This window comes from Mesorhizobium sp. B2-3-14, assembly GCF_006442175.1.
In the GTDB taxonomy this organism is placed as follows: Bacteria; Pseudomonadota; Alphaproteobacteria; order Rhizobiales; family Rhizobiaceae; genus Mesorhizobium; species Mesorhizobium australicum.
Genome location: NZ_VFVP01000017.1, coordinates 70,220 through 96,100, shown reverse-complemented (window position 1 = coordinate 96,100; position 25,881 = coordinate 70,220). Strand labels below are relative to the sequence as shown.

At 59.7% G+C, this 25,881-nt stretch carries 21 protein-coding genes; 14 read left to right on the top strand and 7 right to left on the bottom strand.

What is annotated here, in order from left to right; genetic code table 11:
- Positions 1-110 precede the first annotated feature (110 nt).
- The 4 genes from FJ950_RS28550 to FJ950_RS28535 all read left to right on the top strand — a co-directional run bounded on the left by FJ950_RS28550 (position 111) and on the right by FJ950_RS28535 (position 5,349).
- Complete coding sequence (locus FJ950_RS28550) at positions 111-1,718, top strand: ABC transporter substrate-binding protein (RefSeq protein WP_140620488.1); 1,608 nt, start codon at positions 111-113, stop codon at positions 1,716-1,718.
- Positions 1,719-1,782: 64 nt separating this feature from the next.
- Positions 1,783-2,829, top strand: coding sequence for an ABC transporter permease (locus FJ950_RS28545; RefSeq protein ID WP_140620535.1), 1,047 nt, complete (start codon positions 1,783-1,785; stop codon positions 2,827-2,829).
- A gap of 65 nt (positions 2,830-2,894) precedes the next feature.
- A complete protein-coding gene (locus tag FJ950_RS28540; RefSeq protein WP_181166434.1) occupies positions 2,895-3,719 on the top strand; it encodes an ABC transporter permease in 825 nt (274 codons plus the stop codon).
- Positions 3,709-5,349, top strand: coding sequence for an ABC transporter ATP-binding protein (locus tag FJ950_RS28535; protein WP_140620485.1), 1,641 nt, complete (start codon positions 3,709-3,711; stop codon positions 5,347-5,349). The genes FJ950_RS28540 and FJ950_RS28535 overlap by 11 nt, the downstream gene beginning before the upstream one ends.
- A gap of 102 nt (positions 5,350-5,451) precedes the next feature.
- Here the strand turns inward: FJ950_RS28535 and FJ950_RS28530 are convergent, their stop codons facing one another.
- Positions 5,452-5,991, bottom strand: a complete 540-nt coding sequence (locus tag FJ950_RS28530) for a methyltransferase domain-containing protein (RefSeq protein ID WP_181166435.1) — start codon at positions 5,989-5,991, stop codon at positions 5,452-5,454.
- A 1,685-nt stretch (positions 5,992-7,676) separates the two neighbouring features.
- Between FJ950_RS28530 and FJ950_RS28520 the strand changes: the two genes are divergently transcribed.
- Both FJ950_RS28520 and FJ950_RS28515 read left to right on the top strand, forming a co-directional pair.
- Positions 7,677-7,895 (top strand): DUF768 domain-containing protein, encoded by a 219-nt coding sequence (locus FJ950_RS28520; protein ID WP_140620481.1) that lies wholly within the window; start codon positions 7,677-7,679, stop codon positions 7,893-7,895.
- Between the two features lie 162 nt (positions 7,896-8,057).
- Complete coding sequence (locus tag FJ950_RS28515) at positions 8,058-9,164, top strand: PAS domain S-box protein (RefSeq protein ID WP_140620479.1); 1,107 nt, start codon at positions 8,058-8,060, stop codon at positions 9,162-9,164.
- Between the two features lie 361 nt (positions 9,165-9,525).
- On the opposite strand, the gene FJ950_RS28510 is transcribed toward FJ950_RS28515, so the two are convergent.
- The 4 genes from FJ950_RS28510 to FJ950_RS28485 all read right to left on the bottom strand — a co-directional run bounded on the left by FJ950_RS28510 (position 9,526) and on the right by FJ950_RS28485 (position 14,942).
- A complete protein-coding gene (locus tag FJ950_RS28510) occupies positions 9,526-9,699 on the bottom strand; it encodes a hypothetical protein (protein WP_318013337.1) in 174 nt (57 codons plus the stop codon).
- Positions 9,700-12,207: 2,508 nt separating this feature from the next.
- Positions 12,208-12,438, bottom strand: a complete 231-nt coding sequence (locus FJ950_RS29995; protein WP_140620471.1) for a DUF6074 family protein — start codon at positions 12,436-12,438, stop codon at positions 12,208-12,210.
- Between the two features lie 1,641 nt (positions 12,439-14,079).
- On the bottom strand, positions 14,080-14,298 hold the full coding sequence (locus FJ950_RS30155) for a YhjD/YihY/BrkB family envelope integrity protein (protein ID WP_281406538.1): 219 nt from the start codon (positions 14,296-14,298) through the stop codon (positions 14,080-14,082).
- The gene (locus FJ950_RS28485; protein WP_281406539.1) at positions 14,295-14,942 is read right to left on the bottom strand and encodes a YihY/virulence factor BrkB family protein; all 648 of its coding nucleotides are present in this window, start codon (positions 14,940-14,942) and stop codon (positions 14,295-14,297) included. Before FJ950_RS28485 ends, FJ950_RS30155 begins: the two co-directional genes overlap by 4 nt.
- Positions 14,943-16,161: 1,219 nt before the next feature.
- Between FJ950_RS28485 and FJ950_RS28480 the strand changes: the two genes are divergently transcribed.
- Positions 16,162-16,995 carry a Ku protein gene (locus tag FJ950_RS28480; RefSeq protein WP_140620467.1) on the top strand — a complete coding sequence of 278 codons (834 nt, stop codon included), beginning with the start codon at positions 16,162-16,164 and terminating at the stop codon, positions 16,993-16,995.
- 363 nt (positions 16,996-17,358) lie between these two features.
- Here the strand turns inward: FJ950_RS28480 and FJ950_RS29665 are convergent, their stop codons facing one another.
- On the bottom strand, positions 17,359-17,658 hold the full coding sequence (locus FJ950_RS29665) for a hypothetical protein (RefSeq protein WP_181166436.1): 300 nt from the start codon (positions 17,656-17,658) through the stop codon (positions 17,359-17,361).
- Between the two features lie 217 nt (positions 17,659-17,875).
- Here FJ950_RS29665 and FJ950_RS28470 point away from each other — a divergent pair, with 217 nt between their 5' ends.
- Together FJ950_RS28470 and FJ950_RS28465 are read left to right on the top strand one after the other, a co-directional pair.
- Positions 17,876-18,217, top strand: a complete 342-nt coding sequence (locus tag FJ950_RS28470; protein WP_140620465.1) for a hypothetical protein — start codon at positions 17,876-17,878, stop codon at positions 18,215-18,217.
- 147 nt (positions 18,218-18,364) lie between these two features.
- Positions 18,365-18,682: a YMGG-like glycine zipper-containing protein gene (locus FJ950_RS28465; RefSeq protein WP_015316698.1), complete on the top strand. Its 318-nt coding sequence runs from the start codon at positions 18,365-18,367 to the stop codon at positions 18,680-18,682.
- A 350-nt stretch (positions 18,683-19,032) separates the two neighbouring features.
- Here FJ950_RS28465 and FJ950_RS28460 read toward each other — a convergent pair whose 3' ends face one another.
- Positions 19,033-20,463 (bottom strand): PLP-dependent aminotransferase family protein, encoded by a 1,431-nt coding sequence (locus FJ950_RS28460; RefSeq protein WP_224643183.1) that lies wholly within the window; start codon positions 20,461-20,463, stop codon positions 19,033-19,035.
- A gap of 283 nt (positions 20,464-20,746) precedes the next feature.
- On the opposite strand from FJ950_RS28460, the gene iolE reads away from it, so the two are divergent.
- The 5 genes from iolE to FJ950_RS28435 are packed head-to-tail and all read left to right on the top strand — an operon-like array spanning position 20,747 to position 25,819.
- A complete protein-coding gene (gene iolE, locus FJ950_RS28455) occupies positions 20,747-21,655 on the top strand; it encodes a myo-inosose-2 dehydratase (protein ID WP_140620461.1) in 909 nt (302 codons plus the stop codon).
- Positions 21,656-21,683: 28 nt separating this feature from the next.
- Positions 21,684-22,775 carry an ABC transporter ATP-binding protein gene (locus FJ950_RS28450; protein WP_140620459.1) on the top strand — a complete coding sequence of 364 codons (1,092 nt, stop codon included), beginning with the start codon at positions 21,684-21,686 and terminating at the stop codon, positions 22,773-22,775.
- Between the two features lies 1 nt (position 22,776).
- Positions 22,777-24,096, top strand: a complete 1,320-nt coding sequence (locus tag FJ950_RS28445) for an extracellular solute-binding protein (RefSeq protein WP_181166437.1) — start codon at positions 22,777-22,779, stop codon at positions 24,094-24,096.
- Positions 24,096-25,004, top strand: coding sequence for a sugar ABC transporter permease (locus tag FJ950_RS28440; RefSeq protein ID WP_140620456.1), 909 nt, complete (start codon positions 24,096-24,098; stop codon positions 25,002-25,004). The genes FJ950_RS28445 and FJ950_RS28440 overlap by 1 nt, the downstream gene beginning before the upstream one ends.
- Positions 25,001-25,819 (top strand): carbohydrate ABC transporter permease, encoded by an 819-nt coding sequence (locus tag FJ950_RS28435; RefSeq protein ID WP_140620454.1) that lies wholly within the window; start codon positions 25,001-25,003, stop codon positions 25,817-25,819. The genes FJ950_RS28440 and FJ950_RS28435 overlap by 4 nt, the downstream gene beginning before the upstream one ends.
- Positions 25,820-25,881 lie beyond the last annotated feature (62 nt).

Below are 25,881 nucleotides of genomic sequence, written 5' to 3'. Positions count from 1 at the left end.
GCGGAAGGCACAGGAAGGAACACAAAAGACGAAGACAGGGCACTTACGCATTGCGTGCTCGACGACGGTTGGAAAAAGAACGCGGAAAATCCGCAAATGGGAGAACGGCAATGTCGGAATCAGAGTACAAACTGCGCATCGCGAAAGGTCTTGTCGGGAGCGGCAAGGTTTCGCGGCGTGAGTTCATCCATCTAGGATTGGCGGCAGGTCTGGCCATCGCAGCCGCAGATCAGCTCTTTGTCACTGCGGCACGAGCAGAACCGCAAAAAGGAGGCTTCGCAAAGCTCGGCATGGCCCACGGGGCGACTACTGATTCCGTAGATCCGGCCGGCTATCCCGATACCTTCTCCCAAACTGCTTTTTCGGGTGCAATGTCCAACGGCCTCACGGAGGTCGACGCTAAGGGTGGCGTACAGCCGGATCTTGCAGAAAGCTTCGAAGCATCCAACGGCGCCAAGACCTGGGTCTTTAAGCTGCGCAAGGGCACGACCTTCCACAATGGCAAAAGCGTGACGGCAGACGATGTCGTGGCCTCCATGCGGTATCACATGGGTGCCGACACCAAATCGGCCGCGAAGTCTCTGCTTGCCTCCGTCAAGGACGTCAGGGCCGACGGCCCACAAACGGTTGTCTTCACGCTCGACAGCGGCAACGCCGATTTCCCCTACATCATGAGCGATTATCATCTCGTGATCATGCCGAGCGTTGACGGGAAAGCGGATTGGGCTTCGGGCGCACGCACGGGCGCATTCGTGCTCGAGAACTTCCAACCGGGCGTTTCGGCCAAGCTCAAGCGCAATCCAAACTACTTCAAGAACGGAAGGCCCTACCTGGACGAGGTGGAGTTCATCGCAATCACCGACTTGGCCGCACGCATGGCTGCGCTCTCGACCGGGGAGGTGGACTATATCGGCCGCGCCGATCTGAAGACACTCGGCATGTTGAAGCGAAATCCCAAAATCGACATCATCGAGATCACCGGCTACGGGCATTATACGCTGCCGATGAACGTCACCATGGCGCCTTTCGATAATCCGGATGTGCGCACGGCGTTGAAATGGGCGATCAACCGTCAAGAGATCGCCGACAAGATTTTCCTTGGGCATGCCACCGTTGCCAATGACAGTCCCATCGCGCCGGCGATCAAGTTCTACAAGAACCCGGAGCCGCAACACAGTTTCGATCCCGAGAAATCGCGCCATTATCTGAAGAAGGCGGGGATGGAGAAGCTGAAAATCGATCTTTCGGTCGCAGATGCCGCTTTCGCAGGTGCGGTAGACGCGGCCGCACTCATTCGCGAGACGGCCGCACAGTGCGGCATCGACGTCAACGTGGTGCGCGAGGCCGAAGACGCCTATTGGGACAACATCTGGCTGAAGAAGCCTTGGTGCGCATCCTACTGGAGTGGTCGCGCGACGGCCGACTGGATGTTCACGCAGGCCTTCGCAGCGGAATCCAGTTGGAACGAGTCGTTCTGGAAAAACCCGCGCTTCAATGAGTTGCTCGTAAAGGCACGAGCTGAAACCGACGAAGCCAAGCGTGCCGCCATGTACGCCGAAATGCAGCAGCTGACCCATGACGATGGTGGCAGCATAGTGCTGGTGTTCAACAACTTCGTCAGCGCCAAATCGAAGAAACTAGCCCATGGCGACGTGGCGCCGAATTGGGAGAATGACGGACTGAAGATGGCCGAGCGCTGGTGGATGGCACAGGCATAAGATGTTCGCCAAGCACGCCGTCCGCAATGGACGGCGGGCTTTTGGGAAAGCGCGCAGCATGCGTATGAATCCGGTTTTAAAAACGGTCCTGCAACGGTTGGGTCTCGGCCTGATTACGCTGTTCATCGTCTCGATTATTATCTTTTCGGCGATCACGATGCTGCCCGGCAACTTTGCGAAGGCGATGCTTGGTCAATCAGCTACACCCGAAACCGTAGCGGCTTTTCAGCACGAGGTGGGCCTCGATCGCCCGCCGGTCGAACGCTACTTCAGCTGGATGGGCAAGATGGCACGAGGGGATCTCGGGTCGTCCTTCGCCAGTCGAACCGGCTACCGACGCACGGTCGTGGAGATTATCGCACCGCGTTTATACAACACCATGTTTCTGGCCGTCATGACGGCGCTCATCGCGGTGCCGCTGGCATTGGGATTGGGTATTCTTGCGGCCCTCTACCGCAACAGCTGGTTCGATCGGCTTGTAAACACGGTGACACTCACGACAATTTCGTTCCCTGAGTTCTTCGTCGCCTACATGCTCGCTTTCCTGATCATCTCCCGCGATACGTTCGCGGGCACGCAGTTCGCGCAGTCGCTGCCCTTATGGCTTGCGGCTTCGATCAACTGGACCTTGAACGTCGTACCGAAGTTCCCGACCTTGGCGAATATAAACGATCAGACGCCGTTTTGGGAGCACGTCTGGCGCGCAGCCCTGCCGTCGATCACGCTTACACTCGTCATCGTCGCTCACATGATGCGCATGACGCGCGCGGCGATCATCAACATGCTTTCAAGCCCCTATATCGACATGGCTCGGTTGAAGGGAATGACGCCAATGGTGGTCGTGCTTCGGCACGCTTTGCCAAACGCCTGGGCTCCGATCGTGACCGTTGTCGCCTTCAATCTTGCCTATCTCATCGTCGGCGTCGTGGTTGTCGAGGTTGTATTCGTCTACCCTGGCGTCGGCCAACTGATGGTCGATGCCGTGAAATCAAGAGACGTACCCGTCGTGCAGGCCTGCGCCCTCGTCTTCGCCGCAACCTACATCTTGCTCAACCTGATCGCCGACATCATTTCGATCGCTACCAACCCGAGGCTGTTGCACCCGCGATGACAAGCGCGGAGCCCGTCATCCAGCCCCCCAGGGCGCCCAGGATAAGGCGCACACGCCGATCTCGCATGACGACATCGCTGAAGAAGGCCCCGCTCAGTGCCTGGTTCGGTATGGGGGTAACCCTCTGCTACGTTCTCGTCGCCCTTTTTGCGCCACTGATCGCACCGTACCGGGAAACGCAGGTCTTTAGCGAGGCGTTCGCGCCCTGGAGTCACGAGTTCATGTTCGGCACCGACCAACTCGGTCGCGACATGCTCACTCGACTGATCTACGGAGCCCGCAACACGATCGGCATCGCCTTCGCGACAACCGTCATATCCTTTGCAGCCGGTGTGACACTCGGGCTTCTGGCGGCAATGTACCGAGGGTGGCTAGATCAGATCTTGTCGCGCGCTGTGGATGTGTTGATGTCGATCCCCAGCCTGATTTTCGCGCTGATGCTCCTCTCCATATTCGGTTCGTCGATACCCAGCCTTATATTGATCATAGCGCTGCTCGATTCCACCCGCGTGTTCCGTTTGGCGCGAGCCGTCGGGCTCAACGTGGCGGTGATGGAGTATGTTGAGGTCGCGCGATTGCGCGGCGAAGGTGCAGCATGGCTCCTGCGCAAGGAAATCCTGCCCAACATTCTGCCGCCGCTCATCGCGGAATTTGGTCTGCGATTCTGCTTTGTGTTTCTGACGATTGCAGCCTTGTCGTTCCTGGGGGTGGGCATACAGCCGCCGTCGGCGGATTGGGGGTCGATGGTGCGGGAAAACGCCACGCTGATCACTTATGGTGATGTCACTCCGCTACTGCCGGCCGGCGCCATTGCGCTCCTCACAGTAGCGGTGAACTTTGTCGTGGACTGGTTTTTGCATTCGACGAGCGGACTGCGTGATGAAAACTAGCCGTGCCGCCCTGCGCGAAAAGGGAACAGATCTGCTCGAGGTCCGGGATCTTCACGTTGAAGGCTTCTCCGACGAGCGCTGGCACCCGATCGTGCGCGGCGTGGATCTCTCGCTTAAACGCGGAGAAGTGCTCGGGCTGATTGGCGAATCCGGCGCCGGAAAATCGACCATAGGCCTTGCCGCAATGGGGTATGCAAAGCCGGGCTGCCGTATTAGCCGAGGCGCGGTGCTTTTCGACGGTGCCGATCTTTTGTCAATGAGCGAAGCCCGTCGTCGGCGGCTTCGGGGCTCCCGCATTGCTTATGTTGCGCAAAGCGCCGCCGCCTGGTTCAACCCTGCTCACCGGCTCCTCGACCAGACGGTTGAAACGGCAGTTGCGCACGGGATCGCCAGCCGAGAGAAAGCTAATCGCGATGCCGTGGAGCTTTATCGGCGCCTCCAACTCCCACAGCCTGAGACCATTGGTTTTCGGTATCCGCATCAGGTATCAGGCGGCCAGCTACAGCGAGCCATGACGGCAATGGCCATGGCCTGCCGCCCCGACCTGATCGTGTTCGATGAACCGACAACTGCGCTGGATGTGACCACCCAAGTCGAGGTCCTTGCGTCGATCCGCAGGATTGTTGAGGAATTTAACACAGCAGCGATATATGTGACTCACGATCTGGCCGTGGTGGCGCAGATGGCGGACCGGATTATGGTCTTGCGGCACGGACAAACGGTTGAGGAAGCCGATACGCGGCAGATACTTACGGCTCCCACCCAGGAATACACTCGGACGCTTTGGGCAGTGCGCAAGCTTGCGAAGCCCGAGATTCGGACCGAGGACCATTTACTGACCATCGACAATGTTACCGCCGCTTATGCCGGAAGGGTCAAGGTGCTGGTGGATGTGTCGATCAAGGTTCCGCGCGGCCGAACGGTCGCAGTGGTCGGCGAATCAGGGTCGGGGAAATCGACCCTCGCCCGCGTCGTCACGGGTCTCTTGCCTGCCTTGTCTGGATCGATGTCCTTTGATGGCAAGCCGCTCACCCTCTCGTTGAAACGCCGCTCGAAAGACCTGCTGCGCCGTATCCAGATGATCTATCAGTCGCCGGATAGCGCGCTTAACCCCCGCCAGACGGTCGAGGAGATAATCGCACGCCCGCTTGAGTTCTATTTGGGCGTTAAGGGGCAGCAGCGCGACCGGCGGGTCGGCGAGCTCATGCACATGATCGAGATGGACGAAAGCTTCCTCGACCGGCTGCCCGGTGAATTGTCGGGTGGCCAGAAGCAGCGGATCTGCATCGCCCGCGCGCTCGCCGCGAACCCAGAACTTATTATTTGTGACGAGGTGACCTCGGCACTCGATCAGATTGTGCAGGAAGAGATCTTGAAGCTCCTGATGCGCTTGCAGCACGAACTCGGCATTAGCTACATCTTCATTACGCACGATATCGCAACGGTAAGAGCAATTGCCGACGAGGTCGTGGTTATGCACCAGGGGCAGGTGGTGGAGCAGGGTTGGAAAACCGAGGTACTCGCGCCACCCCACGCAGCCTACACCGAACTGCTTCTCTCCTCGGTGCCGCAGATGGATCCAGACTGGCTCACGGGCCTGCTTGCTCGACGGAAACCAATTTGCAGCTAATCCCGCCGCCACCGGCACCCCGTGTTTCGGCAAAGATGCTCGTAGGCCGCCGGCTCACGCCTGCGCACTTTTTTCTTGCCGCGCTGGATCGGCGCGGACAGCTCAGCTTCGCACACCTGTCGCGACGACCCATGCCGTTTCCCTGGTCGGTTTTCGAAGCTCGGTCCTGCTGAACCCCACTCCTTGCAAAGCAGCGATGATCTCGTCAGGCTCGCGTGGGGTGAAAATGTCTGCTGGCATGTTCATCCGATCCATACGCGCCTTGGGAAGGAAGCCCACCACGATTCGCCCGCCAGGCGTGAGTATTCGTGCCAATTCCGAAGATCCGGCCTTGAGGCTTTCCCAGAAGTATACGGTGTGAACGCTGACGGCTTTGTCGAATGTCGCATCCCGCAACGGCAGTTTTTCAACTGCCCCGACGTGAAACTCGGCTCGTCCGGCGCGCACCGCATCGGCAAACTTGCGAGCGGCAGCGCTCGCCACATCCTGAGAGCGGTCAACACCGCAGACGAATGACGCGCCACGAACGAGCCGCGGCAGTGCTGCGCCGCCGCCGAATCCGACTTCCAGCACTCGGTCTTCAGGAACCAACTGCAATTGGTCGAGAGCGTAGCTGTTCAGTCGGGCGTTGCCCCGGTTCATACCGGCTCGGACGAGCCATCCGCCGAACCCAGCCGGCCAAGAAAGCTGTTTTGCTATGAACCTCGGCGCCATCACATTCCCAACCCCGTGCCGATGATAGGGCGCTTCACGGGTTGCCGGCAACCGATTAGTAGTTGATCCGCCGGCTACACGCCGCAGTCGGGCTTTGCCGTCGGCGGCAATTTTGCGGCAAAACTCGAAGTGCCATTGTGATCCAGAGTTAACGGAGCCGTCGCATCCGAATTGCTTCCAATTGCGCCTTTGGGGGCAGATGGCGCACATCTGAGGCTCAGCTGGGAAAGATGATAAGCGATGCGGTTGCCGGTTAAGCTCGGTCTTCCTGCCGATGCGCGATCAATCCACCGAACCGCTTATCCTGACGAACTAGCCTCCGTGCCCGCGTGGGCAAACCTCAGGTGAATCGCCGACCTTGATCCTCGCCAGGTGCTCTCTTGCTTCATTGACGCGGCGCTGGGCGCCTCTTATCGTGTCGCAGAGGGCGAGATCGATGCCCACGCCTAGCGCTTGTCCGCTCGACACGTTTCAGTTCCGACTCTGCTTGGCTCACACTCAGTCTGGCCTTGGCTAGTTCCAGTTCGAAATGTCCATCCATTGTGTCGGGTCCGTTGTAGCCCTTCCCTTGGGAAAGACTTATTTTCCGGTTTGGTTCCAGTCCAGCCTGCGAGTTCAAAGAATGCCCCAGAGACACACGCCAGTAGGCTCAGCCGGAACATAGTGTAGGCGGCCCTCCAAAGGTGACGTGTCGGACGAAGTAGTGAAATCTATCGGGAGACGATCCCAGGAGCTTCGCGCACGCGCGCCTGGTTGCGCCGAGACCGGTGCGGCCGCTACCAACTGGGATGGCCAGGCAGTGATTCGACTGCCGAGAGTGCCCAGCCTCACATTGACTCCTGGCAAGCCTCCCGATCCGCCGCCAATTGTGTCGTTCTAATACGCACATTTTTGGCACCAGTCTTGCACGGCCACTTCATCTTGGGAGAAGATGAGATGGCTCTATCCAATCAGCTGCTTGACAAAAACCTGACCTTCCAGTGTCCGAGCTGCAAAAACCCACTGGTCAGGAAAGGCTCCTGGGTCAAGTCCGTAACGACGTTCACCTGCAAGCGATGCGGCGAAAGGGTAAGGCTCTCTTACAGCGAGAAGCTTGAAATTTTCAGGGTGGGTGCCGCTACGCGCGACACTGGAACCTAACGCCGCGTTGTCTTCTTTGCTCGTGTGTTTGAACGACGCCGGCCAATGGCCACGATGCTAATTTCACATAAGCTGGCAACCGTTGCCAGTTAGGCTCGGCGGTTTGCCCTGCGAGATCAAGCCACCGAGCCGCCCTGGTCAAATGGGCCTTTCCACGCGGGCTGCAACATCTGGCTCCGCCGAAGTTCCGGAACCATTTTAGCTCGAACTAATTATATCGCGGTGGGGTAACAATCGCGGGGGCGTGAGTGGCCGAGTATCGAGTTGAGATCATGGCCGGCGGGTCGGTTGTGTCTTCGCAGGTCATGGCCCAGGTGCCATTCAAAGCGGCAGAAGCACACCTCGGCCGGCCGGTCACATTGAGGCACAAGGTAAAAAACTGGCTGCGTGTCACCGAAATAACGAAGCTTCGCTTACGTTCGTCGCCTGAGGGCTGCATGAGCACTCCCGGCGTCAATTTTGTGGACAAGTGAGTGAGCAGCAATTTGTCAGGCTTGGCCAGTCCAGACGTGATCTCGGTGGCCGCCGCAATCCAAAATCTTTTCTCCGCGGCCAAGGCGATCGGGGTCAGCAGTACCGAGATCGAAGCGACCGGCAGCTATGTGAAAGGGTGCTCGGAACGCCCATCCCGGCCGACCAAACTGTATTTGCTGACCGCGGCCTGCTCTTCACCGACCACCCCGAACCAATGATCCTGTAGTTCCTTCGGGTGAGTCCCTTTGATCCGCCGTCACCTTGGCGGCCTTCATGATCGTTCTCCACGACAATTAACTGCAAGTTTTCGCTTTGGGGACGCTCTGCAGACTTGCTATCGCGGTTCGACGCCTGCATTTTTCTGGAAGCAAGGAGATCGGATGCCCGTTCATTTGCCTGCCAAGAGGAATGGATTTTTGCGTTTCGGTCAGGGTGACATTGGTCCAGCCGCTGTGCCTCTCTATTTGGTGCCGCCTCCGCCCGATGAAGAAATCGGCGCTAAGACCAGTGAAGACGCACGCGCTTGGCTTGCTTCCATCGTCGAGAGCTCTACCGACGCGATCCTGAGTAAGACGATTGAAGGCATCATCACCAGTTGGAATACCGGCGCCGAACGTATCTTCGGTTTTTCGGCCGAAGAAGCCGTCGGGCAATCGATACTCATCCTGATTCCCGAAGATCGACGGCAAGAGGAAGATGCCATTCTGGAGAGGATACGTCGGGGCGAGCGCGTCGAACATTTTGACACCATTCGGAAGCGCAAAGACGGCAGCCTGGTCGAGGTTTCGGTGACTGTCTCGCCTGTTCTGGGGAATGGTGGCACAATTCTGGGCGCATCCAAGATCGCGAGGGATATTTCCGAGAGGAGGCGAAACGAGAAACGGCGAAAGCTGCTGCTGAGGGAAATGAATCACCGAGTGAAGAATCTTTTTTCTGTCGCGTCGGCTTTGGTTTCGGTGAGTGAGCGGTCAGCGAGCAGTGCGGCCGAGTTGGCAGGCGACATGCGAGACCGGCTGGCCTCACTGGCCCGTGCCCATGATCTTATTTTGGCAGACCTCCGGGACGACGCCGAAATTCAACGCGAGACGACCCTCTTGGCACTGCTCAACGCGGTTCTTGCGCCGTACAAAAATGCGCCCCAGATCGGGACAAGCATCAAGGGGGTAGATGTCCCCCTCGGAAGCAGTGCCATGACATCGCTGGCGCTGATTATCAGCGAGTTCGCGACCAATGCGGCCAAACACGGTTGTTTTGCAAGCGCTGGAGGGAAATTGGATGTTCTGAGTATGATTGATGCCAAAAGCCTTCTTCTGATCTGGAGCGAAACCGGAGGTCCGGAGATTTATGGACCTGCTCACAGCTCGGGCTTCGGTACCCAGCTTGAGCAAGCAACCATTGCTGGGCTCGACGGCACAATTTCGCGCGACTGGGCGGCCGGTGGGTTGGTAATCTCCATGCGTGTGCCTCTGTCACGGCTCAAAAAATAAACCACTGTGCGCCAGTTTTCGGCCAGCATTGCATACGAGGAACATCTAACTTGGGCGCTGCATGAGGTCGCAAGGAGCAGAGACGCCCCCTGCGAGACTTCAACGTCGCAGCTCACATTAGTCCGATCAGCCCGCCAGCAATGCTGGCGCAAGCCACCTAGCAAGTGCTGCGACGAGAACCCGCACTCTGAGCGTCAATCCCGAAAGGTCCAAGCGGGCCTGAACACCGCCGCAAGAATGGCAGCTGGAGCGCCCCCCTAGCCAGCAACTCGTCGCGGTCGGGTCCCATGACGGCGATCAACGTGGGCGATTCCGCTGCCACAAGTTCGCCTGCGACTTTGTCGCTGCTTCGGCACGGGAGTCAAAGAGTCGGCTGAATGTCGGCGTGGTCGGCTACGTTCTCCGGCGAAAGATCGTCGACGAAGGAGGCCGCAATAAGATCGTCGCCATCGATACGGCCTAGTCCGTTTTCCATGATCGCGACGACTTTCTGGAAGGCCATTAATTCGTCTTCAGTGATCTCGGCCGCCTGCATTCGGGCTCGAAGGCTGGCGACGCGCATCCCCAAGGCACGGGGGATGTGACAGCTCCACTTAGCATCGTTCCATATCCTTTGGCTGGCGGCGGGGGAGGGCGGAGTTGTAATCTCGAATGCCGTGACTTGAACAGGCATCACTACGATGCAATCTGGCGGTTAGCGCTGTGAGCCTCAAGCACTGCCTCCTGCTCATGCTTGGCGAAGAGGGTGAGTTTGTCGGTATAAGTGATTCGAAACTGGCGTTGACATCCCTCGCAGCGGCGCGAGGAAACGACCTGAAACCAACTGCCTGCCCGTTTCAGCGCGAAACCGCAATGAGGACATTCGAACGTCATGTTGCACATCAGCAGTCGTCGAGAGAGTGCCATCTTCCACCAGCCTCACACCGGACAAATTTTGAGCTCCGACCCAACTTCACGCAGAATCGAAGGTTCCCGATGCTGGTCTTCGGTCGGAAGCAACCGGGACCAAAGTCCGGTTTAGAAAGCGCACGGGTAATGCTCAAGGCTGCTCCAACAAACCCGACGGTCTAATCGGATAGGCTGTCCAATCTCGGGCCATCTGACGCGCTCGGCTTGTTCTTTCCACAATGTTTATGGCGGTGGCGAGCAGTTCCCACGAAGCTGGACATTTTCTCCACGTCCTTTGTCCATGAGCACCGCGATGGCGCAGAAGAATGCTGCCTTCAGATGGATTGCCTGTGCCGGTCCGGCGGCTCTCGCGGGGAGGTCTGCCGCGTTCTCGGAAACCATGGCCATCGGCGATTGAACTGCCCAAAGAGCAGGGCGACCGACGCCGGTTGGGGGGCGGGGGAAACGTCGGTCGCCATCAAGGACAGGGACCATGGATTCAGCAAACTGCGTTGCGACTGGTCCTTGGAAGAGGAGAGCAGATTCGGATAGGAATAGCAACTTGCCCGTAGTGTTTCGGGGACCCTCGTCTCAGCCGGGCGGCTGGCCAGCCAAGATGATCATTCCCATCCTCCGCTCATGTCACTTGCGCTCATTGTGCCGTGGCGGCCACCGTTTTACGCAATTGCCGCCTGTCGATGGACTTCGCACGTCGAACACGTCGCTTGGCGGTGATCGGCGCGACCAAAGTAACGAGGGCCAGTTAACCGAGAAGAAATCAGTGAAGCCGAGGCGGGCCGTCAGTAAGGGCAAATTTGCACGCGTTCCAACACCCAGTTGGTAATGGTCCCGGTGCAACAGCTTGACCCGGCAATGGCGGTGGTGATGCCTAGAGTAGCGGTGCGGATACCGAGCCATATAACCAGGATAGTCACTGTGGTAGCGCGGGCCGCAATAGCGGCCGCCATAGTCGAACGGAGCCCCGTAGAACGCACCGCCCGAAAATGGCCAAAGCGCAAAAATAGTTGCCCGGACGTTGTCGGGACCGGTGGGCGGCCGGGCCCGGCTCTGCTGGAGTTGATCATCACCATAGACGTGCGTCGATGCTGGCGGCTGAGTGCCTGAAGCTGAAGGCTGAACCATTCCATGTCGACTCATGAGTGCTCTCCCTGGTCGGCTCCGATGCCTCGGAGGAACGCGGGGCTGTGTGTTTCGCCGCACTGGAGGTGGACTTGTCTTTCACCTCGTCAACCAAGGCATGGTCGCCAAGCGTCGCACCAGCCCCTATCGCACTGGGCCAAAGATGAACTGCCGGATAATCAAAACGCGACCGATGGAGTGCAGCGCGAGTCCGGCAGGCCTGCCATGGTGCTCATGGCGACGGACTGCTGCGCCCGGCGCGCCTTCGGCGCTTTCAAGGCTAGCAAACAAAAGCGCTTGCGAAAACCATGCAAGGAAAGCTCGGCGGACCAGTCCGAATGACAACGCTAACGGCTAAACCTTGTCAGGCGTGGAAAGGTCCGAGCGCGAGAAAAGCTGCGTCATGCAACGCTTGGACGACCTACAGGTGACACCACGGTTCGGCCAAAAAGCCTGGGCGGCCTACGCTGGCGCAAGCAGCGTCCTTGTGATTAGCGTTAAGCTCGCCTCATAGACACAGCACCCGGACTTGTCGCGGACCCATACCGCAAAATCGTTGAGGTCTGCCGGCAGCGGGTGGTCTGCCACGATTGCAGGCAGAAGCCGCTTCGCTTCCTCGCGCATGTCGCATAGACTCATCTCGACACCCAGATCATCGCGAGTGATCTGTCCATTCTCAATCGTGTCGAAGAAGTATAGCGGCATAACGTTGGTGAACCTGCCGGATTGGGCTTGGTTCCATGATGGTATGGTTAGGCACTTACCGCTTCGTATCATCGGTTGCTAAGATTGTCGGGTTTCTGGCGGCCCGGTATTCCGATTCCCAAGGCAGCCCCTCGAATTCGGGCTGGTATCCAGACGCTCTGTAAACGTCCTGCGATAGGTAACTGCACCTGGTTCCCTCTCTCACGCAGACAAATGCTGGGATACCGGGGCACCGGTAAACGCCAACTATGTGCGAAACGAGACTGTTCATAGTTGTAGGCTTTTCACAGCCTACGATTGTCGTCTCCATCTATTTTGATGAAACCGTGGTTCGCATCCGTTGAACCGCATCGAAGAACCGAACGACCTCAGTGCGCGCCTGGTTTGTGTCATCCCCGCGTTCAATCGCGACTGACAACAGATGCGTAGCCGTTTCCAACCAAAGCTCGGCCGCTTCGTCATTCGGAAGCCGAGCTATTGCGTCGGCGACGATCATAACCGATGCACGCTCTCGGCTGACAGGAAAGGCAGAAACTGACATGGGCTAAACCGTTCGAGCATGGCCGCCTTGGGTATTAATCCGGCGAGGCAGACTAAAACAACAGTCCGTGCCGGAACACCTCTGCTCGGCAACTATCCACTGCTTTCATAACCCCTTACAGACTCCGTGGCCCCGTTGTGGTCAGGAACCCGCCGGGCCGGCGGCGAAGGCATGCAGCGGCCGCCAACCCAATCCGTCAAGACGTGATCGTCGGCACGGCGAAGCCCTTGCGGCGAAGAGAATGTAACGGTCGCTTCGCTGCCACATTCAGAGAAGATCACTTGAATGACCTCACCACGGCTCTGCTGTGGGACTGCGACCGTGGCCTATCTGGCGCAAAGCGCCTAACGCGGCAATGGCAGCCTGGCTGCTAGGATCGAAACCGCGTTTGTTCGCAGGAAGTGGCATGTAGCTGCCGCGAAAAGACGAGTTGGAAAGAAAACGCGGTGCTCGGGGTGACATGTACGACGTCCACGGCGCCCGGGCGATTACCGCGCGCGCTTGTGAGTTCCTGGATCGCGGGCGGTCAATCAGGAGCGTTGGAGTTCCTAACCGCGCGCATTGTGTCCCTCCGGGGAGAGGGTGCTCGGCCTCACCGGGCGATGAGAGAGACTTACGATTTCACGCAACCAAGTCAGTTTGCCGGCATTGATATCTTGAAGCGCCGGAGGAGGCTCATGCTACATTATAGCGTGCCCCGGGAATTTGAGATCGGTGACGAGGTCGCCTTGAAGGGCACCGTCGCCTCAATACTGCCCAGCGGACGTGCCCAAGTAAACATTCCGTCTTATGGTCAACCCTATTCGGTTGACCCGCCACCCAAAACCCGCGCTGGAGATGAGGTCGTTCTCGTCGGGGATATCATCCGTATCGATCGCAAAGCCGACAAGCTGACAGTGCGGATTGACTGTGGGGGTGTAATTACTGTCGGACGCTCTGCAATTACCAGGTTGAGGAGGCACCGTTGGCCCTCGTCGCGCTGACACTCGTGCAAAGCCTGCCCAACGCCCGCCCGATGAGTTGCCGGGCAATCTCGCGGAGCGCCATGCCGCTAAGGTTTCTCGTCCAGCATGAGGCCCGACGTCGCGTGGTCCCTCAGAAGCGCTGCGGTTCGCAGGTGGCCGCAGTCTGCAAGCGGCTAACCTTGTTCGTTGCGCTCACCAGTCTGCGCGGCACCCGCCTCCGAAAAGGAGCGGCGTCGCGGTTGGCCCGTTGGTGAAAGACGGCCCTGCTCACGGCCAATTTGTTTGCCGAAATTGTACGCCAGACAGAGAGCGCCGAGTTGAACGAGTAAGCGTATCATGGAGGTCTCCTTTCTTGCCATCAAACCAGCCCTGTGCGTTTAGGTTCCAGTTCGGCTTTTCCGGAGGCTGAGCGTTGAGGCGTAGGGCAACATGTTCGATGGGGTCATAGGAGAGTAAGTGACGAAGGCCCGCTGTGCCATGCGTCGTCTCGAACCCGTGTCAGTATCGCGGGGGGACCGCTGGCGACGGGTCCGAAAACGACGGGTGGTTCCTGGGTCGCCCATGGCGAAGTCGATGGTTCGTAGCCCTGGCGATCCGTCTTCGCTCCAGGAACAACAATCCCGCACTTTTGCCAATCGCGTCTTCGCCCCGTATCCGGCCGCTCTGCGGCCGTGGCTCAACCCGATGAAGCCTCACCTAAGGGTCGCCGGCTTCCATGTTCAAAAGAGTAGGCGTGAGTGAATTCGGCACCAAGAAGAAAAATTAGCGAGGAGTAGTAGATCCAGAGCAGCACAATGATCAACGCGCTGGCGGCTCCGAATGACGATCCCATCGCGCTGCTACCCAAGTACAAGCCGATCAGGCTCTTGCCAGCCGTGAACAGCGCGGCCGTCACAAACGCTCGAACCACACGTCGCGCCACTCCAGATGGCGGTCCGGCAGGACCTTGTAGATGGCGGCGAAGAGCACTGCTATCAGCAGGTAGGAAATCAAGACATTCAGCCCTTCGATCAAGATTGATCCGAACGGCAAAAGCCGATTTATCGTGTCGCCTAGCGCGGTAATGGCGGCGCTCACAGCAAGCGAAACGATCAGCAAGAAGCCAAGGGCGATCACCAGTCCCAAGCTGGCCGTCCGTGCACGGATTAAGCGAGAGACGGAGCCCCCCTGGGGCTTTGCTTTCCAGATCTCATTCAAGGCGGTCTGCATCTCACCGAACACGCCCGACGCTGTCAGCAACAATGTCACCAGGCCTACAATCGTGGCGATGGCACCAGACGACCGGTTGGAGGCACTTTGCAGTACGCTTTGTATGACATCCGCGCTTTGACCGCCCATCAGGCCCGTCAATTGTCCCGCGACGGCATCGCGCGCGGCGCTTTGGCCAAATACCAGGCCTGCTACGGCCACGACCAACAACAGAATGGGTCCCAGAGAGGTCACGGCGAAGAACGCCATTGCGGCGCCATGACTGAAAGCGCTGTCGCCGATGAAGCCGGCCACACTCGATTTCGTAATTCGCCAGGTCTTGTCCAGCATCTCTTTTTCCCGCTACCGATTACGAAACCTGAACGATCAGAAGTTTCGCCCCGCGCGGTGACCGTCTCCAGGCTCGGCCACCTGTGGATTTTGTTCCGCGGCAGCGCAAAGGGCAGATGGTCAACCGCGATCGCCGTCAAACAAGAAGATCGGTTGATTGTTCCTGTCGAGTTAGCCCAGTGCGGTGCAATGGCGCCGGAGAACCCCATGGAGGGCGATCACGCCGGCGCGTCCGCCGGAGTGATACGGCGAGGCGTAGCTGCCGGGTTTCGACATTTTGCCAGTTTCGGTGCTGACAAGATCAGGTCTGCGAGCCACCAGTTTGGGAACGCAACTCGACGAGCGAGCGAACGCTGCCCAGGGCCATGAGGTCTGAGAACTCACAAAATGTCGGTGGTGATGACCAAGACGATTCCGATTGCTGCTAGGGCCATGATCAAGATCATTGCGGCCTCGAAACTTCCTCCGACCCGGCGTATGCGGTCCATCATTTTGAGGCTCCGCTACGGCGGCCTATTTTCCGTTTGCGAACAAACACGGAAAGCTGCTCCAGCGGAATCACCAATGTTAGCGCCTCCGAAAAATCGGGCCGCACACGACCTGGCACTCGCCCGCCGCGTTTCCACCGATCTCTTCGGACAGGGATCGCCCTTAAGGCGGCTGCTTCCGCGACACTGGGCAGGTCATCTGGAGCCGTTGCACTCCTGGTGGACGCCGTTTTGATGCAACTCGAACACCTTGCTGGCGTCAAGACACTGCCGGCATTAGGACTTCTGAACCCCGCCATTTGCCAACCGATCGGAGAGGCAAGGACGCTAGCAGGAGAAATTCGCGTTTCAGCTAATCCACGTCTCTAACACCGCCGGTTAGAGCGTTGAAAGCGGATCTGTATATAGGCGGTGGCCATTCGCATGCTGCAAGGGAAACCCGACTGGGGACATGGTCAGTCGATGCGCCATGTACAGGCGCGGAGAGGCCGGCTTACGCTTGGCTCGAGCTGACTTAAATGAGGTTGCACGGTGGGCACATCACCGGCAGCGCCGTCGCGGCCGCGCATGCGCGAACGCGGTCGTCTACCGGTCCACAGCATTCCCCGGGATGTCCGCGCTGTCGTAATTACCAGCCCGATGGCGGCGACCGAGTAGCGGAGCCGGGGTGCGCCGACGGAACAGGTGGCGACTTCGTGTGTTCTTACTGACGGCAGACAAGGAGCGATGTCATGGCGGCACCCCGCGCGGTTTGGAAAGGCTTCCTGAAGATCGGGTCGGTTTCGTGCGGCGTGAAGATGGTCGGTGCAACCAGCGAGGCCTCGAAGATCCATTTCAAGATACTGAACCGGAAAGATGGGCTGCCCGTCAAAAGCGCTTATGTCGACGAAGAGACTGGCGATGTCGTGGAGGGCGAGGATCAGGTCAAGGGTTACGAGGTAGACAAGGACCATTTCATCAAGATCGAGCCCGATGAGATCAAGAAGCTCAAGCTGACATCGGCCCACACACTTGAGGTGGATTCATTTGTCGCAATTGAGGATGTCGACACTCGATATCTGGAAAAGCCCTATTATCTGATCCCGGCGGACGGCGCCTCGCTCGAAGCCTTTTCGGTTCTTCGTGACGCGATGGCGAACAAGCGCGTGGCCGCGCGCTCTTGCGTGGTGCTCTACCAGCGCGGGCGCGAGGTGCTGATCCAGCCCTTCCAGAAGGGGATGCTGCTGACCGAGCTGCGCACTCACGACGAGATGACGTCGGAAAAGACCGTGTTCAATGGCTTGGAAAGCCCTAAATACGATGAAGACCTTCTTGAAATAGCCGGGCTGTTGATCGACAAGAAAGTCACCAAGTTCGATCCGTCGAAGTTCGAAGACACGTACGAGGATGCGTTGATTGCCATGATCGACGCCAAGCGCAAGGGAAAAGCACCGCCCAAGCCGGCGCCGGCGCCAAAAGAAAACGTCATCGACCTGGCCTCGGTGCTTCGCAAGAGCCTTGCCAAGGAAGGCATCAAGGGCGGCACCAAATCCAAGGGCCGAAAATCGGGTAGGGATGCTGCGTAACGCGCGAAGCCGATCTGCTCTGTTGCCGTAGAACCTCGCAGGCCACCTACGGAACCGGGTCTGCCGCGGCACGATATTCGTCCGGCTCCAGTCATACGCGCCCCCAGCGATATTTTGATGGGACCGGATCCTGCCGTGCCAACTCCGCCCGGGAGGCGCGGCGCAAAAGTGACTGGGCTTATTCCATGTCTGGCATCGGCGATGACGAAGAGGGTTGTGGGCCGTAGTCGCCCAATGCAGCGTCCGCATCTCGGCTTCAGGCAATCACGCCGACATGCTTCGAGGCGAGCGCCTTGGCGATCCTAATCACCCGCTCCTCGCTTTGCTGATCAGTCGGGCCGTAACCCGTGAACAGTTCTCTATCTAGGCCGCGGTCGAATGCCACGACGACGATGAGTTCGGCTCTTTCTGAGAAGGCGGATCGCAGTCCCACATCAATCCAACAACTCGATCGCCGCCTTGTTGGCATCCATCCATATCCTCGTCCTGCACGGGAGCTTGATCGTCGTGACAGCCTGCATCGCCCCAAGTTTCAACCGCGGACATCCCATCTGCTGCCTGCTCGGACGAGATGCGCGCCGCCGCAAACACAGCCTTAGTAGCCTCGATGGCGCGCTGCTCCTCTGTTGAGGAACCTCCTTCGATCTCCAGCTGAAGTCTCATCGTTCGCCTTCCTGTCATGGGCCAGCAGTGAACAAAATAAGAACAAAAGGTCAAGGATTGGCCTTGACGAGACAGGAATATATTCCTTATTCCTGAAAGCAGATGAGCAGGAGAGGCTTGTGCCGGGCGCCAAAAAACGGCGGCGGCGAGGCTAGTTCGAAGGACGTGGTCGTTCGGACCGGAACTCCACCCTCCGGAACCCAAGAGGATGTTCAACATGCACGACCTGATCGCCTTCTTCCAAACGAATGCCGCATTGGTCATCGGCAACCCCATAGCGTTTGCCACCTTTTCAGTTCTGTTCGGGAGCGGAGGATTCGTCGCCGGCCGCTACTTTCTAACCGAGCGCATCGCGAACTTGGAAAGCCGCATCACGAGGCGCGATGAAGAAATCGCAGCGCTGAAAACTGGAGGTAGGAAAAAGGCTGAAGAGCCGTCGCTCATCCCAATATTCGGCACGTCAGTGATTGAGAGCAATGCAACGCCGCTGCTGGGAAAATGGCCGGACCGGCGCCAATCAGGGAAACTGTCAGCACCGCCACGGGAACGTCGTGCCTAACAATCTGGCTGATTAGGGCCCGTTTTAGATCAACGTTCAACCAGCGAGAAACCATGTCTCACTTCGTGAGACAGCCCGCCGCCGTTCCGCCGCAATGCCGCAGCACTTGGCGCGATCGGCCCTCGCGGCCTCAAGGAGGTTCCTCAGATGAGACTCAACAAAGCGGTTTTGGCTGTCCTGATGACGGCAGCTCTGGCAGGCTGCGAAACGCAGACGGAAGGCCAGCAGCGGGCAACTACGGGCGCTCTGCTGGGCGGCGCCGGCGGCGCCCTGGTCGGCCAGGCTATTGGCGGCAACACGAAGAGCACCGTGATCGGCGCGGCCGGCGGCGCGTTGCTAGGAGCAGTGGTCGGCTCCGCCACCACCCCGCAGCGTCGTGAGGATCAGCTCTGCCGGTACCAGGACCGCTACGGCCGAATTTACACCGCGCCGTGCGATGACCGGTACTACAACGGCAATTATTGAGAAGGCGCGGTAGGCTCGCTCGATGGTATGTTAATGCGCCACGCATCTGTGGCGGATGAACAGAGACACCGCTATGCCTGCACAGGGGGGCACATGCGAGGCGGTTGACTGGGTATCTGGTCGGGATTTGCTTGGCCATTGTGAGCCAATCAGGTCCTGGGCCAATGCGATGTTACGATTTGCGCAAGGGCCAGATCGAACTGAATCGGGACAACTCCGACGTCGGACGCCGACCCGAGACCGTTCAGCGCCCGTCCCCGCCAGGTGAGGTCAGCAGCCAGGTGTTCGGCAAGTCATGGCGAAGGATTTCGAGGTGATGCCGGCTCCCGCTTCCTGGCAGGCCGACGGGTTTATGACAAAGTCCGTACCTGCTCGATGGCCTGGCGCAGACGTCGGATTCCCGCTTCGCTGTCGGCCTTGTTGCAGGCGGCATAGCCAAGCACGAGGCCATTCCCGGAGGATGACCAGTAATATTTCGAAAGCGGCGATGCGTTGACACCGAGTTTGTCGGCGCATTGCACGACCGCCCGATCGTCGCAACTTCCGTGAAGCGAAGCAACGACCTGGATTCCGGCTTCCGCCGCCGAAAGGGTCATGTGATCGGCCAGTTCGGTCTGGCACAATTCGTAGAAAAGCTTGCGGCGCTCGGCGTAGATGCGCCGCATGCGCTTCAGATGGCGGGTCATGTGGCCTTCATCGATGAAATCGGCCAGTGCTGCCTGCAGCAGGAGGGGCGCGAACTGCCCAGTGGTGCTCAGCGCATGCGGAATGCCCTCGCACAAGGCGGCGGGCAGGACCATGAACCCCAGCCTGAGCGCCGGAAACAGCAACTTGGCAAAGGTGCCGACATAGATGACCCGGTCCGCGCAATCCATGCTCTGTATGGCGGGCACCGGCCTTCCTTGAAATCTGTACTCACCGTCGAAATCATCTTCAATGATCCAGGAATTGTTGCGCTCGGCGATTTCGAACAGCCGCAGCCGCTGGTCCATGCGCATCGTGATTCCCAAGGGGTGCTGGCAGGCGGGCGTCACATAGATCAGGCGCGGTGAAATCTCGGGCTGGCTCATTTGCCATCCATCGCGGTCGACAACAAGCGGCACAATGTTGGCGCCAGCGACGGTGAAGGTTGCCTTGGCCGCGTAGTAGCCCGGTTCCTCCAGCCAGACTGTGTCGCCCGGATCGAGCAGCAGACGCGCCAGCAGATCGAACGCCGCCTGCGCCCCCGTCGTTACGACGATCTGTTCGGGAGAACATCGCACCCCTCTGGCCGAGGTCAGGTAGCCGGCAATCGCCTCCTTGAGCGCCGGCAGGCCGGTCACATGATAGGTGCCGAACAACATGTCGGCGCCAAACGTTGCCCGGCGTGCGAGCAGCCTGCCCCAGACGCCAAACGGGAAGTTTTGTGGGTCCGGCATGCCCGGATGAAAGGCGAAGCGCCCTGGCGCTCCATGATGGAAGGGTTGCTGCATCAGGCTCTCGCCGCGCCTCGAAAGCGGGCGGCGGATCGCCACGGCCGTGGGTTTGCCACCTTGATCGGTCGAGTTCACGGGCAGGTCGATGACCACCGGTCGCGCGCCCTGCCGGTTCGTAAGATAACCTTCCGTCGCCAGTTGGTCATACGCAGCCACGATAGTGTTGCGGGCGAGGCCCAGATCCTCAGCCAGCGCGCGCGTCGACGGCAATTCCGATCCCGGTGCCAGACGACGCTCACGGATCATCGCGGCAATCTGCCGGTAGAGCTGGCGATGAATCGGTTCATCCACAGTCCGATTGATCATCAGCGCGTCCATCGGAAAGCCTTGGCGCTTACGCCTCGATAGCTGCATTGGAAAAGCCTCGCGGGATGAGAGCGGATCGAGCTTAGACGAGCGCCGCGCGAAGTGAAACTGGCACCTTCACTTCTCACCGAACTGGCTCTCGCGATGGAGACAGATCGGCGCTTAAATGAAAGGAAGAGGGAACAACGGGCCCAGACACCACGAGCCGACGCCTTCATCGACCTGATTGGTTTTGATGAGGCACCGCCAGCAAATGGCCCGGCCTGTCCGATGAGGAACGATGATGGCTGTCTGCATAGGCATAAATCCGATTACCTGGAGCAATGACGACGTGCCCGAGCTGGGCGGGGATACCCCACTCGAGGTCTGCCTTTCCGAAACGGCCGAAGCCGGCTACGCGGGAACGGAACTCGGCGGCAAGTTCCCGCGTGCCAGCAAGGACCTCGCCGTGGCTCTCGCGACCCATGGTCTTAGACTGGTCTCCGGCTGGTACGATGGCCGGATCTGCGAAAAGGAGGTCGAGGAGGAATTCGACGCCATCCTGCCGCATCTGACGCTGCTGCGCGACCTCGGCGCCAAGCACGTCGTCTACGCCGATACGTCGCGTGGCCGCCATGGCGCCATTCACGATCCGATCTCGCAGCGTCCCAAGCTCGCCGACGACGAGTGGAGATCCTACGGCAAGAAGATAACGCGACTGGCTGAACGGTTCGCCGATTTTGGCGTTGGCATGGCCTTTCACCACCACATGGGGACAATCGTCGAGACGGATCACGAGATCGGCAGGCTGATGGCCGGTTCAGGGCAAGCCGTTGGCCTCCTCTATGACACCGGCCATTGCCTGTTTTCCGGCGGCGATGCCGAGACGTTGCTGCGGCATCACATCGGTCGCGTCGTTCACGTGCATTGCAAGGATGTGCGGCCCGATGTGCTGAAGCGCGCTCGCGCCCTGGATATGAGTTTCATGGGCGCGGTGATGGAAGGCATCTTCACCGTGCCCGGCGATGGGTCCATCGACTATCCGACGCTTTTAGGGGTGCTGGCTGACAATGGCTATGCCGGCTGGCTGGTGGTCGAGGCCGAACAGGATCCGAGCAAGGCCCATCCCCTTACCTATGCGACGATGGGCTATCGCAACCTGCACGACCTGGCCCTCAGAGCCGGTTTCGAGGTCGAGGAACGGGAGAACTGATACGCTTAGGGCGCGCTGGGTAGCGGCAATGAGTTCTGTCCTGTACCAAAGTGTAGTCAAGAACTACGGCGCGCTGAACGTCTTGCGCTCGCTTGACCTCGCAGTCCCCGACCACATGTTCCTGGCCCTGCTCGGTCCTTCGGGTTGCGGCAAGACGACGGCGTTGCGCATCCTTGCCGGTCTCGACATGCCGAGCGCCGGCAAGCTCTTCATCGGTGAGCGTGACGTAACCCGGCTGCAGCCGCGCGACCGCGACATCGCCATGGTCTTCCAGAGCTATGCGCTCTATCCGCAGATGACCGTCGCTGAGAACATCGGCTATCCTCTATGGATTCGCGGCATGCCGGATGCCTCGCGCCGCGCCAAGATTGACGAGGTCGCCGCGGTCCTTGAGATCGGCCACCTGCTCGATCGCCGGCCGCGCCAGCTTTCGGGCGGGCAGAGGCAGCGCGTGGCGCTTGCGCGGGCCATCGTTCGCGATCCGGCCGCTTTCCTGATGGACGAGCCGCTGTCGAACCTTGACGCACGCCTGCGCCTGACCATGCGCGGCGAGATCAAGCGGCTTTGCCAGCGGCTTGGCGCAACAACCCTCTACGTCACGCACGATCAGGTCGAGGCCTTGACCATGGCCGACTTCGTCGCGGTCATGCACGCCGGTGAACTGCAGCAGATGGCGCCGCCGGCCGATATCTACGACCGCCCGGCCAACCGTTTCGTTGCCACCTTCGTCGGCAACCCGCCGATGAACATTCTGCCGGTCGCGCTTGCTGAACAATGCATCGCAGTCGGCGGAGCAATGGTTCCGATACAGGCGCCCCGGCTGGCGACATGCCGCGCTGCGCGGGCGGTCGAGATCGGACTGCGGCCGGAGGACATGAGTGTTGTAGCACCCGGCACGCGGGCCGCTCTACCCGGCGAGATCTATGTCGTCGAACCGATGGGCAACGAGACCTTGGTCAATGTCCGCATCGGCAGCGGCAATGTCTCGGTTCGTGCCGGCCGCGACTTCCGGGGGGCGGTGGGCGCCAACATCGGGCTCACTTTCGATGTGTCGAATGCATGCTTCTTCAATTCCGCCGGCCTGACGGCCGTCCACAGGGTCAACAGTGATGGAGAGTGAAATGACGCAGTCCAGCATTAGCAGACTTACTCGCCGTTCCGTGCTCAAGGGGGGAATTGGCCTTGCACTTGCCACGACGGCCCTTACCGCCCTCGGCCTGCCTGTCCCGGCGAGCGCCGCTGGCAAGAAGGTGATCATTGGCGCCTTCGCCGATGGCGGCCTGACGCCGTTCAAACAGAAGATCATCCCACTGGCCAAGGATGCTGGCTTCGACATCGAATTCCTCGAGGATGAATACGGCGTAACGCTCGAGAAGTGGTTCGCCGACGCCAAGAACAGCGCCGGCCAGTACGACCTCTATCTTCTCGACGATCCATGGGTGCCGCAGTTCGGCGCCGCCAATGTGCTCGAGGATCTTGGAGCGGCCGGCATCGATGGCGGCGACAAGGACTGGATCGGCTCGATGATCGACATGGGCTACTGGCCGCCTCAGAAAGGCCCGCGCGTGAAGGGTTTTGAAACCGCCGCGCCGGCGCTCATCTGCGTGCCGTTCGTCGGCGATCTGCAGACGCTGACTTACCGCAACGATGTCTACACAGGCGGTGCGCCGAAAACCTGGGACGAGGTCATCGCCAAAGGCAAGGCAGGCGTGGCGGCGGGCAAGATCAAATATCCGGTCGTCTTCCGCGGCGTATCAGGCAATCCGATCGTGACCAGCTGGTACCCGGTCTTTCTGTCGTTTGGCGGTTCCTTCTTCGACGACAAGTGGAACCCGGTCTTCAATTCCGCCCAAGGCAAAGCCTCGGCCGAATTCTTCGTCGGCACCATGAAGCAAAACGCGCCAAGCGGTGTCGTCGAGTTCGACTCGGACCAGGAAGGCGCGGCGATCCTCGGCGGCGAAGCAGGTGCAATCATCCAATACTCCGGCAATGCGCTGAAGGCCGACGATCCAACGCAGACAAAGGTGGCTGGCAAGCTCGATTTCGGCGTAGTGCCGAAACAGACGGCGGCGATCGCTCAGATGGGCATCTTCATTGCCGGCATTCCGAAATCGGCGCCCAACAAAGCCAACTCGATCGAGTTCCTGAAATGGTATGTCAGCGCCGACGTCCAGGCCAAGCTGTCCGAAGCAGGTTCCATCCCGGTCAAGCGGAGCGCCTTCGGCGTCGCCAAGCCCGGCAACCGGCTGATCCCCGTCGCCTTGCAGCAGCTCGACGCTGGCGCGCTGCCGAGGCCGCGCACGCCAGATTGGGCCAAGGTTGAGGAACTGCTCGGCATCGAGCTCAACAAGGCGCTGCAGGCTGGCTCGGGAGGCGGGGCCGCATTGGACACCGCCGCCAAGCAGGTCAAGGATTACCTGTCGTCAGTCGGCTATTACTGATGCCAAATCGCGGGGCGCAGAACCGCAAGTACCGTCTGCAGGCGGCGGGGTTCGACCTTGCCCTCCCTTATCTCATGCTCGCGCCAGGCGTGCTGATCGTGCTCGGCGTGCTCGTCTATCCCTTGTGGGACGGCCTGCGCGCCAGCACCAAGGCCTATCGTTATGGCTCGGTGGTCGCCGATGCCGGCATGGGGAACTATATAAAACTGTGGAGCGATCCCCAGTTTTTGAATTCGCTTTTGGTGACGGTCAAATTCGTCGCCCTGGCGGTCACCTTCGAGGCAATTCTGGGCTTTGCCCTGGCGCTGTTTTGCCTGCGCGAATTTCGCGGCATTCGCCTGCTGAGAACCATCCTGATTATCCCGATGGTGATAACGCCGGTCGTGGTCGCCATCGTCTTCCGGCTGATCTATGCCAGCGACGCGGGCATGCTGACGGCAGTCTCCGAGTGGATGGGCGGCGGCCAGGTGCAAATTCTCGGAGATCCCGTCAAGGCGTTCATCGGCCTTGTCGTGCTCGACGTCTGGGAATGGACGCCGCTGATGTTCCTGATTCTTTTGGCCGGCCTGCAGTCGCTGCCGCATGAACCCTTCGAGGCCGCTCGCGTCGACGGCGCTGGCGCGTGGCGGGTGTTTGCCGATCTTACCTTTCCTATGATGCGGCCCGTGCTGGCGATCGCCATCGTGCTGCGAACGATTGACGCCTTCGGCACGTTCGACCAGGTGTTCGTGCTCACCCGGGGCGGGCCGGGCGAGGCGACGCGGCTGGTTTCGATCTATGGCTACGACACCGCCTTCAAATTCCAGCAGACGGGCTATGCGGCCGCGCTGTTCGTCACTATCGGGCTCGTCGTGCTTGCGCTGGCCCTGAGCGCCGTGCGGCTTCTGCGCAGGGTCGATGCGTCATGAACAATCGTCTGGCGCGGATCGGGTTGATGAGTGCCGTATTGGCCATCGTGCTCTTGCCCGTCTACTGGCTTGTCTCGACATCGCTTAAGTCCAATCGCGAGATCACCCAGGAAGGCACACTCTATCCACACGGTCCGACGCTGGACAATTATATCAGGTTGTTCACCGATAAGCAGTTCGGCGCCTATCTGACCAACTCGCTGGTGGTGACGTTCTTCTCCGTGACGATCGCCTTGCTCGGCGGCACCCTTGGCGCCTATGCGATCGCCCGCTTCCGCCTGCCTTTCATGATGGAGCGCAAGGTCGGGCTGTTCCTGCTGACGCTGCGCATCGTGCCCCCGGTCGTGATCCTGATCCCGGTCTATCTGCTGATGCTCAAGCTCGGCCTGCTCGACAGCTGGTTGGGTTTGATCGCCACCTACACCGCCTTCAACATCACTTTCTGCGTCTGGATGATGGAGAGCTTCTTTCGGGAGATCCCCGTGGATCTCGAGGAAGCCGCCATGGTCGATGGCGATTCCCGCTTCGGAGCGTTCCGGCGCATCACGCTGCCGCTGGCAGCTCCCGGCCTCGCGGCGACCGCCATCTTTGCCGTGCTTGTCACTTTCAACGAATTCCTGTTCGCCCTGGCGCTGACGGCCACGCCTCGCGCGATGACGATGCCGCGCGGCACCGCCACGCTGATCGGCCGCATCGACACCGACTGGGCCTCGATGTCGGCCGCCGGCGTTATCGGCGCGTTGCCGATCGTCGTCTTCGCGCTGCTGGTGCAGCGCCACCTGGTTCGCGGACTCACCATGGGAGCCGTGAAATGACGACCCGGCTGGGCAGCCGCTCACGTCAATCAGTCGCTGTCCCGGCCAGGCTGACGGCCGCC